Origin of the sequence: Shewanella indica (genome assembly GCF_033842865.1) — a bacterium.
In the GTDB taxonomy this organism is placed as follows: Bacteria; Pseudomonadota; Gammaproteobacteria; order Enterobacterales; family Shewanellaceae; genus Shewanella; species Shewanella indica.
The window spans coordinates 41,706-57,169 of the sequence record NZ_JAWXXR010000001.1 but is presented as its reverse complement, the minus strand read 5'-3'; the positions used below and the strand labels follow the sequence as shown (position 1 = coordinate 57,169).

At 54.6% G+C, this 15,464-nt stretch carries 11 protein-coding genes; all 11 read left to right on the top strand.

Annotated features, from left to right (window positions below; genetic code table 11):
• Positions 1–2 precede the first annotated feature (2 nt).
• Positions 3–1,193, top strand: coding sequence for a 1-deoxy-D-xylulose-5-phosphate reductoisomerase (gene ispC / locus SIL79_RS00265; RefSeq protein ID WP_039034778.1), 1,191 nt, complete (start codon positions 3–5; stop codon positions 1,191–1,193).
• Positions 1,194–1,208: 15 nt separating this feature from the next.
• The gene (gene rseP, locus SIL79_RS00260) at positions 1,209–2,591 is read left to right on the top strand and encodes a sigma E protease regulator RseP (RefSeq protein WP_233962733.1); all 1,383 of its coding nucleotides are present in this window, start codon (positions 1,209–1,211) and stop codon (positions 2,589–2,591) included.
• A 31-nt stretch (positions 2,592–2,622) separates the two neighbouring features.
• Positions 2,623–5,106 carry an outer membrane protein assembly factor BamA gene (bamA, locus tag SIL79_RS00255; protein ID WP_039034780.1) on the top strand — a complete coding sequence of 828 codons (2,484 nt, stop codon included), beginning with the start codon at positions 2,623–2,625 and terminating at the stop codon, positions 5,104–5,106.
• Positions 5,107–5,164: 58 nt separating this feature from the next.
• Positions 5,165–5,662 carry an OmpH family outer membrane protein gene (locus SIL79_RS00250; RefSeq protein WP_039034800.1) on the top strand — a complete coding sequence of 166 codons (498 nt, stop codon included), beginning with the start codon at positions 5,165–5,167 and terminating at the stop codon, positions 5,660–5,662.
• Between the two features lie 4 nt (positions 5,663–5,666).
• Positions 5,667–6,692: a UDP-3-O-(3-hydroxymyristoyl)glucosamine N-acyltransferase gene (lpxD, locus tag SIL79_RS00245; RefSeq protein ID WP_233962734.1), complete on the top strand. Its 1,026-nt coding sequence runs from the start codon at positions 5,667–5,669 to the stop codon at positions 6,690–6,692.
• A gap of 37 nt (positions 6,693–6,729) precedes the next feature.
• A complete protein-coding gene (fabZ, locus tag SIL79_RS00240) occupies positions 6,730–7,191 on the top strand; it encodes a 3-hydroxyacyl-ACP dehydratase FabZ (RefSeq protein ID WP_025010987.1) in 462 nt (153 codons plus the stop codon).
• A complete protein-coding gene (gene lpxA / locus SIL79_RS00235) occupies positions 7,188–7,958 on the top strand; it encodes an acyl-ACP--UDP-N-acetylglucosamine O-acyltransferase (RefSeq protein WP_144361691.1) in 771 nt (256 codons plus the stop codon). The genes fabZ and lpxA overlap by 4 nt, the downstream gene beginning before the upstream one ends.
• A 14-nt stretch (positions 7,959–7,972) precedes the next feature.
• Positions 7,973–9,133: a lipid-A-disaccharide synthase gene (gene lpxB / locus SIL79_RS00230; RefSeq protein WP_039034783.1), complete on the top strand. Its 1,161-nt coding sequence runs from the start codon at positions 7,973–7,975 to the stop codon at positions 9,131–9,133.
• Entirely contained in the window at positions 9,130–9,750 is a 621-nt protein-coding gene (rnhB, locus tag SIL79_RS00225) for a ribonuclease HII (protein ID WP_039034784.1), read from the top strand. Before lpxB ends, rnhB begins: the two co-directional genes overlap by 4 nt.
• Before the next feature lie 241 nt (positions 9,751–9,991).
• Positions 9,992–13,465 (top strand): DNA polymerase III subunit alpha, encoded by a 3,474-nt coding sequence (gene dnaE, locus SIL79_RS00220; protein WP_233962735.1) that lies wholly within the window; start codon positions 9,992–9,994, stop codon positions 13,463–13,465.
• Positions 13,465–15,075, top strand: a complete 1,611-nt coding sequence (gene tilS / locus SIL79_RS00215) for a tRNA lysidine(34) synthetase TilS (protein WP_319618887.1) — start codon at positions 13,465–13,467, stop codon at positions 15,073–15,075. The genes dnaE and tilS overlap by 1 nt, the downstream gene beginning before the upstream one ends.
• Positions 15,076–15,464: the final 389 nt, after the last annotated feature.

The following is a 15,464-nucleotide window of genomic DNA, read 5'->3' as shown; positions in this document are numbered from 1 at the left end:
CTATGCAAAACATGGTGATTTTAGGAGCGACTGGTTCTATTGGTGCCAGTACCCTCAGTGTGATCCAACATAACCCGGCGGCATATCAGGTTTATGCGTTGGTGGCCAATACCAATGTCGACAAGATGGCCGAGTTGTGTACGATCCACCGACCTGAAGTTGCCCATATGGTTGACCCCAATGCTGCCAAGCTATTGGCCGAGCGTTTGGGGGCCACATCTGCTACCCGCGTGAGCAGCGGCGAGTCAGAACTACTTGAGCTGGTGGCTCACAGCCGGGTCGATACCGTGATGGCGGCCATAGTCGGCGCCGCCGGCATGTTGCCAACGCTGGCGGCAGTCAAGGCCGGTAAGCGGGTGCTGCTGGCCAATAAAGAGGCGCTGGTGATGTCCGGGCGCTTGTTTATGGAAGCCACCCGCCAGTCGGGCGCGACTCTGCTGCCGGTAGACAGCGAGCACAACGCTATTTTCCAATGCCTGCCGGAAGCTGTGCAGCAACAGCTGGGTTATTGCAACCTTCAAGGCGCAGGCATTTCATCGATTCTGCTCACCGGCTCTGGTGGGCCATTTTTGAGCGCCGATCTTGCCAGTTTGGCGAGTGTGACACCGGCCCAGGCTATCAAGCATCCCAACTGGTCTATGGGGCCTAAAATTTCTGTCGATTCGGCGACTATGATGAATAAAGGGCTTGAGTATGTAGAGGCGCGCTGGCTCTTCAACGCCAGTGCCGAGCAGCTTAAGGTGGTTATCCACCCCCAGAGTGTGATTCACTCCATGGTGCAGTATCAGGATGGTAGCGTGCTGGCGCAGCTCGGTAATCCGGATATGCGTACTCCGATTGCTCATTGTATGGCCTATCCGGAGAGAATTGTTTCAGGGGTTGAACCTTTGGACTTTTTCAAAGTCGGACAATTGAGCTTCTGTGAGCCGGATTTTGCCCGTTATCCATGCCTTGAGTTGGCAATGACTGCCAGTGCTTCGGGGCAGGAGGCGACCACAGTGATCAACGCGGCCAATGAAATGGCCGTTGCCAGCTTCCTTAAAGGGGAAATTGGCTTTACCGATATCGCCCGGGTCAATGAAGCCTGTTTGGCCCGTGTGCCGCAATCGCCTTTAAATTCCATAGCGGATATTCTGGCATTGGACGGCCAAAGTCGTCAGTATGCCAAGGAAGCTATCGCCGGATGCAAGTGAGGAAAATAAGGTCTGATGTTTGATTTTTTATGGAACCTGGGCGCTTTTATCGTCGCCTTGGGGATACTGATCACCGCCCATGAATATGGCCACTTTTGGGTAGCCAGGCGCTGTGGTGTCAAGGTGGAGCGTTTCTCTATCGGCTTTGGTAAGGCGATTTGGCGTCGCCTCGGCAAAGATGGCACCGAATATGTGATAGCCATGATCCCGCTTGGGGGCTATGTCAAAATGCTCGACGAGCGGGTCGAGGATGTACCCGAGGAGCTTAAACAGCAGGCCTTTAATCGCAAGAGTGTCTGGGCGCGTATCGCGATAGTCGCTGCCGGGCCGATAGCCAACTTTATCTTTGCCATTTTCGCGCTCTATATTATGTATCTCATCGGCGTGCCTTCACTCAAGCCGGTGATCAGCGATGTCAGACCTGGCTCGCCTGCGGCCGTGATGCAGATAGATGGCCCTCAGCAGATAGTGGCGGTTTCCGGGCAAAAGGTACGCACCTGGGAAGAAGTGAACCTGGCACTGGTCGGTCATATCGGCGATGACAGTATGAGCTTGACCCTGAGGCCGCTCGACCAGATATCTCAGCCTGACGATGGTCTTGAGCCTTCCGGGCGTACTTATCAGTTGGATATCCGCAACTGGCGTTTCGATCCGGAAAAAGAATCCCCCTTCAGTACGCTGGGGCTGGATATTTTCCGCCCGGATGTGATCCCTGAAGTGGAGACGGTTACCGAGGGCGGTGCGGCCGCCAAGGCCGGGGTCAAGGCCGGTGATATTCTGGTGGCCGTCAATGGTGAGGTATACAGCGACTGGCAAACCTTTGTCGGACAAATTAAAGTATCAGCCGGTAAGCCGTTGCAACTGACGGTTAAGCGCAGTGGTGAACAACAGACTTTCACTCTGATCCCGGACAGCCGCAAGGGTGCCAATGGCGAAATGGAAGGTGTCATCGGCCTGGCGCCCAAAGCCCCCAAGTGGCCAGACAATATGCTGCTGGATCTGCAGTATGGCCCGCTTGAATCCATTTCGGTGGCGGCAGATAAAACATGGCAACTTGTAGTCGTCAGCTTTAAGATGATCGCCAAGTTGTTTACCGGTGATGTTTCGGTTAAAAATTTGAGCGGCCCCATCTCCATCGCGCAGGGGGCCGGTAACAGCGCCAACATAGGGTTGGTATATTTTCTCGGGTTCCTCGCCCTGATAAGCGTAAACCTCGGCATTATTAATCTCTTGCCGTTGCCAGTGCTGGACGGGGGACACTTGATGTATTACTTGGTGGAAGTAATAACAGGTAAGCCTGTATCCGAACGGGTACAGGAAATTGGATTCAGATTTGGGGCGGCGTTGCTGCTGATGTTGATGAGTATTGCCCTTTTCAATGATTTTGCCCGACTCTGAGCAAGGACAGACAAATAATTAGAAGTGCGCTATGCGATTGAATAAACTTTTTGCCTCGATGTTATTAGTCGGCGCGTCGTTTTCAGGGAATGGTTGGGCAGAGTCTTTCCAGCCTTTTGAAGTGACCGACATCCAAGTTGAAGGTTTGCAACGAGTGGCACTCGGTGCGGCCTTGCTGAGTTTGCCTGTCAAAGTGGGTGACACAGTCGACCAACTCAAGCTGCAACAGGCGATAAAGAGCCTGTATGCCTCCAGTAACTTTGAAAATGTTCAGGTGTCCCGCGATGGTGGGGTGCTGATAGTGTCGGTACGTGAAAGACCGACCATCAGTGCCGTGACCTTCGACGGTAACAAGGACATCAAAGATGAGCAGCTGCAGGAAAGCCTGGACGGCAGTGGTGTGAAGGTGGGCGAAGCCCTCGACCGCACCATGCTCTCGGGTATCGAGAAGGGCCTGCAGGACTTCTACTACGGCGTGGGTAAATACGGCGCCAAGGTAGAGGCCCAGGTGATCAACCTGCCTCGTAACCGGGTAGAACTTAAGTTTAAGTTTACCGAAGGTCTGGCGGCCGAAATCCGTCAGATTAACATAGTGGGTAACGAGCGCTTCAGCGATGCCGACCTTATCGGCATGCTGGAGCTCAAAGACTATGTAGCCTGGTGGGATCTGTTCGGCGAGCGCCGTTATCAGAAACAAAAACTGCAGGCCGACCTTGAGACCATCAAGACCCACTACCACAATAATGGTTATATCCGTTTCAAGGTGACCTCGACTCAGGTGGCGATGACGCCGGATCGTAAGGGCCTTTACATCACCATTAACGTCGATGAAGGCGAGCAGTACAAGGTCAAGGAAGTCAACCTGACCGGTGAACTCATGGGTCGTGAAGAGTTGCTCAAGGGTATCTTGCCTATCAAGGCCGGTGAGCAATACAACGGCGCAGATGTCACCTTTACCGAAGAGATGTACAGTAAGTATCTGGGCCGCTTCGGTTACGCCTATCCAGAGGTGAAGACTTTCCCTGAGATAGATGATGAAACCAAGGAAGTGACCCTGAATGTTAACGTTAAGCCCGGCAAGCGTGTTTATGTCCGCGCGATTAACTTCACCGGTAACACAGTAACCAAAGATGAAGTAATGCGCCGTGAGCTGAGACAGATGGAAGGAGCCTGGTTGAACTCGGCCTTGGTCGAGCAATCCAAGGCACGACTCAACCGTCTGGGTTACTTTGAAACTGTCGATACTGAAACCGTGCAGGTGCCGGGCACAGACGACTTGGTGGATGTGGCCTTCAAGGTGAAAGAGCAGCCATCAGGCTCCTTTAACGCTGGTATAGGTTATGGTACCGAGTCAGGCATGAGCCTGCAGTTCGGGGTTCAGCAGTCCAACTTCCTCGGTACGGGCAACCAGGCCGGGATTAACCTGAACACCAACAAGTACTCCAAGAACGTCAACCTGTCGTATACCGATCCTTATTTCACCAAAGATGGGGTCAGCCTGGGTGGCAGCATCTACTGGAACGAGTTCGATGCTAATGAGGCTAACCTTGAACGCTATAAGAACAGCTCCTATGGTGTTGCGCTTAACAGTGGTTTCCCCATTAACGAGTACAACAGACTCAACGGCGGCATAGGCTATCGTCATAACACCATTTCTGAGATTTCCAGTTATGAGCAGGCGATCCGCTTCTATAACATCTATCGTGACAACGAGGATCCCAACTCTGACTTGAGCTTCGATAACTTCGAACTTAGCCTGGGTTGGTATCGCAGCACTCTCAACCGCGGAACCTTCCCAACCGACGGTTCATCCCAGCGTTTGAGTGGTAAGATCACGGTTCCAGGTTCGGATCTGCAGTACTTCAAGACTGACTTTGATACCAACTTCTATTGGCCGCTGACCCGTAGCCATAAGTTTGTGCTCTTGACCCGTGCCCGTCTGGGTTATGGCAACGGTTATGGTGGTTTCAATGACAACGACCAGATCCTGCCGTTCTGGGAAAACTACTACTCAGGTGGCTCCAGCTCGCTGCGTGGCTTCAAGTCCAACTCAGTGGGGCCAAGAGCCTTCTATCTGTATCGTGGCAGCGAGCCTTGTGGACCCAATCCGGATGGTGAAGGCTGTAGCTTACCGGGCGATCCCAACCAAGTTTACATCAGCTCAGGTCGTTCTATCGGTGGTAACGCCATCGCTACGGCCAGCATGGAGTTGATTGTGCCGACTCCTTTCCTGGATGAGGCCTATAGCAACTCAGTACGTACCAGCTTCTTTATCGATGCGGGTAACGTCTGGGATACGGAGTTTGATTATGACTCCTATCGTTTCTTGCCGGCGGATGAGTTTTCCAAGTTGGCCGATTACAGTGATCCGAGCCGTATCCGTGCTTCCTGGGGCCTTAGCCTGCAATGGCTGTCGCCCATGGGGCCCATGGTGTTCAGCCTGGCCTGGCCCGTTAAGGAATACGACGATGACGAGACCGAGATCTTCTCGTTCAATATTGGCAAAACTTTCTAAATTACATAAACTCGGCAAGCATTGCTGAAGAAAAACAAGGAGTCTGACTTTGAAAAAAATGGTAAACGGCGCACTGATGACGCTGATGTTGATGGGGGCTCCTCTGGCTGCCCAAGCTGAGAAACTGGCGGTTGTCGATATGGGCGCTGTGTTTGAACAACTGCCACAACGTGAGCAGATCAGCAACGCACTCAAGACTGAGTTCGGTGATCGTATGGCCGAAGTTCAGAAATTGCAGGAAGACCTTCGTGGTTTGCTGGAAAAGCAGCAGCGTGATGCCGCGCTGATGAGCGAAGCGCAAAAGACCGAACTGGTTCGTAAAATGGAATCTCTGAAGGCTGACTATCAGCTCAAAGGTAAGGCGTTGGATGAAGATCTGCGTCGTCGTCAGGGCGAAGAGCAAAACAAGCTGCTGGTAAAGGTGCAGAAGGCTATTAACACCATAGCTGAAAAAGAGAAGTACGACATGGTACTGCAACGCGGTGCCGTGGTTTATGTTAAGCCTGCTGCCGACATCAGTTCCAAAGTGGTTGAAGCCTTGAGCAAAGGCCAGTAAATCGATGAAGTCTTTTTCGTTGAAAGAGCTTGGCCAGCTACTAGGGGCTGAAGTTCGCGGGGATGACAGTGTGACTGTCTCCTCGGTGGCGACACTCGAAAAGGCGCGGCCGGATCAGATCACCTTTCTGGCCAACACCAAATACCGTAGCCAGCTGGAGCAGACTCAGGCTGGTGCGGTATTGATCTCGCCTAAAGAGTTGGACGGTTTTGCCGGTAACGCCTTGGTGCTCAATGACCCTTATGTCGGTTTCGCCAGAGTCGCGCAATTGCTGGACAGTACGCCGGCCGCCGCAGAGGATATCCATCCCTCGGCGCAAATTCATCCCAGTGCCAAACTGGGTGAGGGCGTTGCGGTTGGCGCTAATGCGGTAATAGGTGCCAACAGTATTTTGGGCGAAAATGTTCAGATAGGTGCCGGTACTGTGGTTGGTCAGGATGTCATCATAGGCTCAGGCAGTCGCCTGTGGGCCAATGTCACCGTCTATCACAATGTGCATATGGGGCAAAACTGTATCGTTCACTCGGGGGCGATTATCGGCTCCGATGGTTTCGGTTATGCCAACGAACGCGGTCAGTGGATCAAAATCCCTCAAACCGGCGGCGTGCGCATAGGTGACAGAGTGGAGATTGGTGCCGGTACTACCATAGATCGCGGCGCAATCGACCATACTGAAATTCATGATGGTGTGATCATCGACAACCAGGTGCAAGTGGCCCATAACGATATTATTGGAGCCAACACTGCGATTGCCGGCTGCACTGTGTTGGCAGGCAGCGTGACTATAGGTAAACATTGTATCATTGGTGGCAATTGCGCGATTTCCGGTCATCTGAGTATTACCGATGGGGTGCATGTCACTGGCAGCACCAACATTACTAACGATGTTCGTGAACCTGGGGTATACTCCTCCGCCACTGTGGCCATGCCCAACAGGCTGTGGCGTAAAAATACGGTTCGCTTCCGTCAATTGGACGAGCTGTTCCAGCGGGTCAAGACCCTGGAAAAAACCGTTAAACCCCAAGATTAATACCGCTGTGTGTTAAGCGGCATGAGGAAACGAGTTCGTGTCTAATCAATTAAATACAATGGATATCAAAGAGATTTTGGCTTACCTGCCACACAGGTATCCATTTTTGTTGATCGATAGAGTACTGGATTTTACTCCGGGTGAAACTCTGCATGCGATCAAGAACGTCACCATCAATGAGCCTTTCTTTCAGGGACACTTCCCTGTGCAGCCGGTTATGCCTGGCGTGCTCATTCTGGAAGCCATGGCGCAGGCCACCGGCTTGTTGGCGTTCAAGACCATGAGCGACAAGCCGTCTCCGGACGTGTTGTATTATTTTGCCGGTATCGACAATGCTCGTTTCAAACGGGTTGTTGAGCCAGGTGATCAGCTGCACTTTGAAGTGAAGATGATCAAGGAACGCCGCGGGATTGGCGTTTTCTACGGCGAGGCCAAAGTGGATGGTGAGCTGGTGTGTTCAGCAGAAATCATGTGTGCCCGCAGAGAGATTAGCAAGTGATAGATAAATTAGCTTTCGTTCACCCCGACGCCAAGATAGGTAAGAATGTTACTATCGGTCCCTGGAGTTATATAGGACCGGATGTGGAGATCGGCGATGATTGCTGGATTAGTTCCCATGTGGTTATCAAGGGACCCAGCATCATTGGCAAGGGCAACCGGATTTTTCAGTTTGCCTCAGTTGGTGAAGATTGCCAGGACAAGAAATATGCCGGTGAACCTACCCGGCTTATCATGGGTGATAACAATATCATCCGTGAATCTGTCACCATTCACCGTGGCACAGTGCAGGACAACAGCGAGACCCGTATCGGCTCCAACAACCTGTTTATGGCCTATGTACATATCGCTCACGACTGCGTGGTGGGCGACAATGTGATCATGGCCAACAACGCCTCTATTGCCGGTCATTGCCATGTGGGTGACTGGGCTATTCTCGGCGGTATGACAGGGGTGCACCAGTTTGTGCACATAGGTGCCCATGCCTTTACTGCAGGTTGTTCTTTGGTGCTGCAGGATGTGCCTCCTTTCGTGATGGCCTCTGGCCAGGCGGCCATTCCCCGGGGTCTGAATATGGAAGGCATGAAGCGCCGCGGCTTTGCCAAAGAGACCCAACAAGCGCTGCGCCGGGCCTACAAGACCCTGTACCGCAGCAGCCTGACTCTGGAAGAGGCCATCGCAGCTATGGCTGAAGACGCCGCAAAAGAGCCGCAGGTACAAGCATTTGTTGATTTTGTGACCTCCTCAAATCGAGGAATTATTCGCTGACACAGTGAGAACGAATGACACAAAATAGAAAGTTAGTCTTTGCAATGGTCGCCGGAGAAATCTCCGGCGATATTTTAGGTGCCGGCCTGATGAGAGCATTGCAACAGCGCTATCCGGACGCCCGTTTTATCGGTATAGGAGGCCCTCGCATGGAGGCGCTCGGATTCGAGTCGCTGTTTGCCATGGAAGAGTTGGCCGTGATGGGAATTGCCGAGGTGCTTTCCCGTCTACCGAGATTGTTGAAGATACGCTCGAGTCTGGTCAAACAGATAACCGCGCTGCAGCCGGATTGCTTTATCGGCATAGATGCCCCGGACTTCAATATCGGCCTGGAGCTCAAGCTCAAGGCGCGTGGGATCAAGACGGTGCATTATGTCAGCCCGTCGGTTTGGGCCTGGCGTCCTAAGCGGATCTTCAAAATCGCCCGCGCCACCAATATGGTGCTGTCACTGCTGCCGTTTGAAAAAGCCTTCTACGACAAGCATCAGGTGCCTTGTACCTTTGTCGGCCACACTTTGGCCGATGAGATCCCGATGGAGAATGACAAGCGTCTTGCCAGAGAAGCACTCGGCTTGAAAGTCGAGGCTGAATATTTGGCCATCCTGCCGGGTTCTCGTGGTGGCGAGTTGAAGATGTTGGCCCAGCCCTTTGTGGAGGCGGCCAGGCTGCTGAAACAGCGCTATCCGGATCTCAAGTTTATTACCCCCTTGGTGAATGAAAAACGCCGCCAGCAGTTTCTTGCCGCGCTGGAAACCTATGCGCCGGATCTGGAAATTCATATGACGGAAGGGCGCTCGCGGGAAGTGATGGCCGCCAGCGATGCCATCTTGCTGGCATCGGGCACCGCCACGCTGGAAGCCATGTTGGTCAAGCGCCCTATGGTGGTTGGCTATCGGGTTAGCCCTATCACTTACCGTATTGCCAAGCGGATGATGCAGATAAACCACTTCTCTTTGCCCAATTTGTTGGCCGGAAGAGAGTTGGTGGCAGAGCTTATCCAAGATGATTGCACTGCCGAGCGGATAGCCGAAGAGGTGGGTAAATTGCTGGATAAAGATAACCGGCCGCTGCTGGCCGAGTTTACTAAGTTGCACAGCCTGCTGGCCTGCAACGCCAGTGAGAAGGCGGCCCAGGCGGTTGTGGCATTGCTGGATAAAAAAGCCGAGGAAAGATGACAGTCTATAAGCAACTCTCGGAGGCCGAAGCGCAGCTGTTGTGCCAGGGGCTGGTCGCCGGGGTAGATGAAGTGGGGCGTGGCCCCTTGGTCGGCGATGTGGTCACGGCAGCGGTGATCCTGGATCCCGCCAATCCCGTCACCGGCCTCAATGATTCCAAGAAGCTCAGCGAAAGGAAACGCGATGCCCTCTATGAAGAGATTCTGGCCAAGGCGCTGGCGGTCTCAGTCGGTCGAGCCAGCCCGGCGGAAATCGATGAGCTCAACATATTGCATGCCACCATGTTGGCGATGCAGCGCGCCGTTGCGGGCTTGAAGGTGCGTCCCGAAAAAGTCTTGGTAGACGGCAATCGGACCCCGGATTTTGGCCTGTCTTCGGCCGCAGTGGTTAAGGGCGATGGCTTGATCCCGGCCATCAGCGCCGCCTCTATCATAGCCAAGGTCACCCGCGACCGGGAGATGGCCGAGCTTGACCTCCGCCACCCTGAGTATGGTTTTGCCGCCCATAAGGGCTATCCCACCAAGGCGCATTTCGAAGCCTTGAGTCAACACGGTGTCTTGCCTGAACACAGACGCAGCTTCAGGCCGGTACGCGAATGGCTGGAGCAGCATTCATAAGCCGTTCTGAAACCTAAAGATGCAACCCAAAGGGCAGCCGCTGCTGCCCTGTCATTTTTTGCTGTTACATCTTTTTGTTGGTATGTCGGTGAAAAGCGAATCTGAGCCGAGCGTCATTTCTCGGTTAATTGGCGCTTCTATCAACAGCAAGGTTAAATGGCCGGTTTTAACTTTGGTGAACCTCTCCCGGCGTGTTATCTTTGCCTATTGATTTTCAGCTTGTCAGAGTAATCGGATTTTCATGTCACAGCCCCGTTTCGTCCATCTACGTGTTCACTCAGACTTTTCCATGACCGATGGTCTGGCCAAGGTCAAGCCCATTCTGGCCAAGGTGGCCGATGAGGGCATGGCGGCAGTGGCGCTGACGGATCAGAACAACCTCTGTGGTCTGGTGAAATTCTACGGTGGCTGCCATGGCGCCGGGATAAAACCCATCATAGGGGCCGACTTCTGGATGTTGGTGCCCGGCTTTGAAGATGAGTTTTGCGCGCTTACCGTGCTGGCTATGGATAACGATGGCTACCAGAACCTGACTCAACTGATCTCCAAGGCCTATCTGCGCGGTCAGGTGCGTGACAGAGTCGCTATCGATCAGCAGTGGCTGCTGGAGCACGGCGCCGGTATTTTGCTGCTCTCCGGCGCAAGGGAAGGGGACTTGGGCAAGGCGCTGCTCAAGGGCAACCAGAACCAGGCCCAGGAACTGACCGATTTCTATAAGCAGTACTTCAACGACCGTTACTTTATTGAACTGATCCGCACCGGGCGCCCGGATGAGGAGCGCTACCTGCACATGGCGGTGGAACATGCTGCCAACACAGGCCTGCCTGTGGTTGCCACCAACCAGGTGGTGTTCATGACCCCGGAAGAGTTCGAGGCCCATGAAATCCGGGTGGCTATCCACGATGGCTACACATTGGCTGACCCCCGTAGACCCAAGAAATACAGCGAGCAGCAGTATCTCAAGACTGAAGCTGAGATGTGCGAGCTGTTTGCTGACATTCCGGAAGCGCTGCAAAACACGGTGGAGATAGCCAAGCGCTGTAACGTTACCGTGCGGCTTGGTGAGTACTTCCTGCCCAACTTCCCCACGGGTGAGCTGTCCACCGCTGACTATCTGGTGATGCGCTCCAAAGAGGGGCTGGAAGAGCGTCTCGAGTTCCTGTTCCCGGACCTACAGGAGCGGGCGGAAAAGCGCGGCGAGTATGACGAGCGTCTGGATATTGAGCTCAAGGTTATCAACCAGATGGGCTTCCCCGGCTACTTCCTTATCGTGATGGAGTTTATCCAGTGGGGTAAGGACAACGGCATTCCCGTGGGCCCGGGGCGGGGTTCGGGTGCCGGCTCCCTGGTGGCCTATGCGCTTAAGATCACTGACCTGGACCCGCTGGAATTTGACCTGCTGTTCGAACGTTTTCTTAACCCTGAGCGGGTGTCGATGCCCGACTTTGACGTCGACTTCTGTATGGACAGGCGCGATGAGGTTATCGATCACGTGGCCGAACTCTATGGCCGGGACGCGGTATCGCAGATCATCACCTTCGGTACCATGGCCGCCAAGGCGGTAGTGCGTGACGTGGGCCGGGTGCTGGGGCACCCTTATGGTTTTGTCGACAGAATTTCCAAGATGATCCCGGCCGAGCCCGGGATGACGCTGGCCAAGGCGTTTGAAGCCGAGCCTGCGCTGCCTGAAGCCTATGAGGCCGATGAGGATGTCAAAGACCTTATCGACATGTGCCGCAAGCTTGAGGGGGTGACCCGTAACGCGGGTAAGCACGCCGGGGGCGTGGTGATTGCGCCGACCAAGATCACCGACTTCTCGCCGCTTTATTGCGACGCCGAAGGCAAAAACCCAGTGACCCAGTTCGACAAGAACGACGTGGAAACCGCCGGTCTGGTGAAGTTTGACTTCCTGGGTCTCAGAACCTTGACCATTATCGACTGGGCACTGGGGATGATTAATCCAAGGCTCGCCAAGCTCGGCAAGCCGCCGGTCGATATTGCCGCCATTCCGCTGGACGATGCCAAGTCCTTCGGGGTACTGAAACGCTACGAAACCACGGCGGTATTCCAGCTGGAATCCCGCGGCATGAAAGATCTTATCAAGCGTCTGCAGCCCGACTGCTTCGAAGATATGATCGCTCTGGTGGCCCTGTTCCGCCCAGGCCCGTTGCAGTCGGGGATGGTAGATAACTTTATCGAGCGTAAGCATGGCCACGAGGCTATCTCCTACCCGGATGAGAAGTGGCAACACGAGAGCCTTAAACCGATTTTGGATCCTACCTACGGCATCATCCTCTATCAGGAACAGGTGATGCAGATTGCCCAGACGCTGGCGGGTTATACCCTGGGCGGCGCAGACATGCTGCGCCGGGCCATGGGTAAGAAAAAACCGGAAGAGATGGCCAAGCAGCGTGCTGGTTTTGAAGCCGGGGCGATAAAAAACGGCGTTGATGGCGAACTGGCGATGAAGATCTTCGATCTGGTGGAGAAATTCGCCGGTTACGGCTTCAACAAATCGCACTCGGCCGCCTACGCACTGGTGTCTTATCAGACACTCTGGCTCAAGACCCACTATCCGTCTGAATTTATGGCGGCGGTAATGTCCGCCGATATGGACAACACAGACAAGATAGTGACCCTGGTGGATGAGTGTGAGCGCATGGGGCTCAAGCTTATTCCGCCGGATGTCAACAAGGGCCTGTTCAAGTTTACCGTCGATGAAGAGCTCAATATCGTCTACGGTATAGGCGCCATCAAGGGCGTGGGCGAAGGGCCGGTCGAATCGATTCTGGAAGCTCGCAAGGGTGGGCCGTTCAAAGACTTGTTCGATTTCTGCGCCCGGGTGGATTTGAAAAAACTCAACCGCCGGGTGATTGAGAAGCTGATCAATGCCGGCGCCATGGACAATCTGGGGCCGCACCGGGCTTCCATGATGGCTACCTTGCCGGAGGCGATACGCGCCGCCGATCAGCACGCCAAGGCCGAAGCCATAGGCCAGTGCGACATGTTCGGTCTGCTCAACGACGACCCAGAGGACAGCAAACAACAGTTTGTCGACTGCCCACGTTGGCCGGACAAGGTCTGGTTGGAAGGGGAGCGTGAGACCCTGGGGCTTTACCTCACAGGTCATCCCATCAACCAATATCTCAAAGAGCTCAGGCACTACACCTCCGGGCGGCTCAAGGATATTCACCCCACAGACAGGGGCAAGACGGTCAAGGCCGCCGGATTGGTGGTCGCCACCCGGGTGATGCTGACCAAGCGAGGCTCAAAGATGGGGCTGCTGACGCTGGACGACAAGAGTGCCCGTCTGGAAGTGATGCTGTTTACCGAGGCCTTCGAGAAATTCAATCACCTGCTGGAGAAAGACAGGATCCTCATCTGTGAAGGTGAAGTGAGCTTCGATGACTTCTCCGGCGGCAACCGGATGACGGCGCGCAACATCATAGATATGGGCGAAGCCCGCAGCCACTTTGCGGCGGCGGTGGAGCTGGATCTCGATGCGGCAATATTGAGCCCGGAATGGCTGACACAGTTTTATGAGACTCTCTCACCCTGGCGCGGCGGCTCTGTGCCTGTGGCGATTAACTATCGTCAGGCCCAGGCCAAGGGACAGTTCCGTTTGAGTGACGACTGGCGGGTAAACCCCAGTGATGAACTCATGATGGCACTGGAAGCCATGCTCGGCACAGATAAGGTCAGGATCCTCTTCTAATGCCCCATACTCTGGTTGATACCCTGGTACTCAAGTTAACGGCGCTGCTGGATAAAATCGGCGCCACGGCTGACAACCACCTCTGGCTGGGTTATAGCGGCGGTATGGACTCAGAGCTGCTGGCCTACACCTTGGCGCGCTTTGGCGAGACTCATCCCAAGACGCCTTATCAAATCTCCCTAGTGCACGTACACCATGGCCTCAGCCGCAATGCCGATGCCTGGGCGGCTCATTGTCGCCAAAGAGCCGAGCATTATGGCCTGAATTTTGTTCTTCGGAAGGTGCAACTTGAGCTCGGTCCGCGTGTCAGTATCGAGGCCGAGGCGCGCCGCGCTCGCTATCAGGCGATTGCCGAGTTGCTCAATCCCGGCGATATTCTGCTGACGGCCCATCATCAGGACGATCAGTTGGAGACGCTGCTGCTGGCGCTCAAGCGTGGTCAGGGCCCCAAGGGACTTGCGGCCATGGGGCAAGCTCAGCACTTGGCTCTGATATCTAAGGCAGAAAGTTCCTTGGCTCAGACATCCAGGGCAGAAAGTGCACCATGCTGGCAATTACGGCCCATGCTGGACAGCAGCCGGGCTCAGATAGAGCAGGCGGTGGCAAGCCTCGAGCTGCCCTATATCAATGATGAGAGTAATCAGGACACCCAGTATGACCGCAACTTCCTGCGCGCTGAGGTGATCCCTGTACTCAAGCAGCGCTGGCCTTCGATTACCACTACGGCCTCACGCAGCGCCGCCCTGTGCGCCGAGCAGCAGTTGCTGCTCGATGAAGTCAGCGCCGAAAAGTTGCAGCCCTTGCTCGGCCGTTGCCGCTTCAGCGGCGTTCGGGTGCTGGATAGCGCCGGGCTCAAAGTGTTGTCACCCCAGTGGCAGGCGCAGTTGCTGCGGCAGTTTATTCAGATGCAGCGCTTGCCCTTACCGGCGCAGGTGCAGTTGCAGCAAGCCTTGGCGCAGCTACTTGATGCCAGGGAGGATGCTCAGCTTGAGCTTAGCTTTAAAGGATTGCTCCTCAGGCGTTATGGGCAACAGATCTATGCCATGGCGCCTCTGCCAGGGACAGCATTCCAATTACTTGATAGCGCAGGTTCGGCTGAAGATGTGGCTGCAAGACTCTCGAAACTGACCCTGAGCCAAAAGCAGCTGCAAGCATTGAGCCAAGGGCAGAGTCTGAGTGTTGGGCTCACCTTCCCCTGGCAGCGCCTGGAGCTGACATTGGCAGACTCAGGGCCCAGGGTGGCGCTGGCTCAAGTCATGGCCCCACAACTGGCTCCGCTAATGGCGTCAATACCGGCACCACTACCGGCGTCACTATCGGCGTCACTAGGGGCAAAAGTTCAGCCATCAGATGTTGCTGCTGCGCCTGAATTGGTCATGGGACTCAAGGGTAGTTACCGCTGTCAGCCCCACAATAGAGACAAGGGGCGGGAGCTCAAGAAACTCTGGCATGAACTCGGAGTGCCGCCCTGGCTCAGAGACAGAGTGCCGCTGCTGATGCAAAATGGCCGACTGCTGGCGCTGGCCGGTGGTTTTGTCGAACGTAGCGCACTGGCATCTGGCGCAGAACCCGGAATCTTATTGAAGCTGGTTGCTGAAGCAACCCCTTAGCGCAAATAGTTGTGGGCACAGTGGCTAACATGGCTTTTGGCTAAAAGTTCCTAAGTGAGTATTAGCCGAGCTTCCGGCCACGATGTAGTCCATTACCTGCGGTGCACCTTTCGCACAGGCGATCCTGTGATTCGCTGTGAACCCATCCCTGGGCGCTCGACGAAAACGTCCCTGTTTTCGACGGTCACAGTTCCGCCTGTGCCTGGGAATTAGGTGTATGTCTGCAGACTCTTCAGATGTTTCAAGTTACTCCATTCTCACAGAATTGCACTAATTCCCCCCTCGGTGTCGCCGAGAGCCGCTGGTACCGCGGCTATCATGGCTTTGAACCAAATCTCACTAATAAACCTGGTTTTAGCTGCCAGCTAAGTTGCAGCCCATCACCTGCG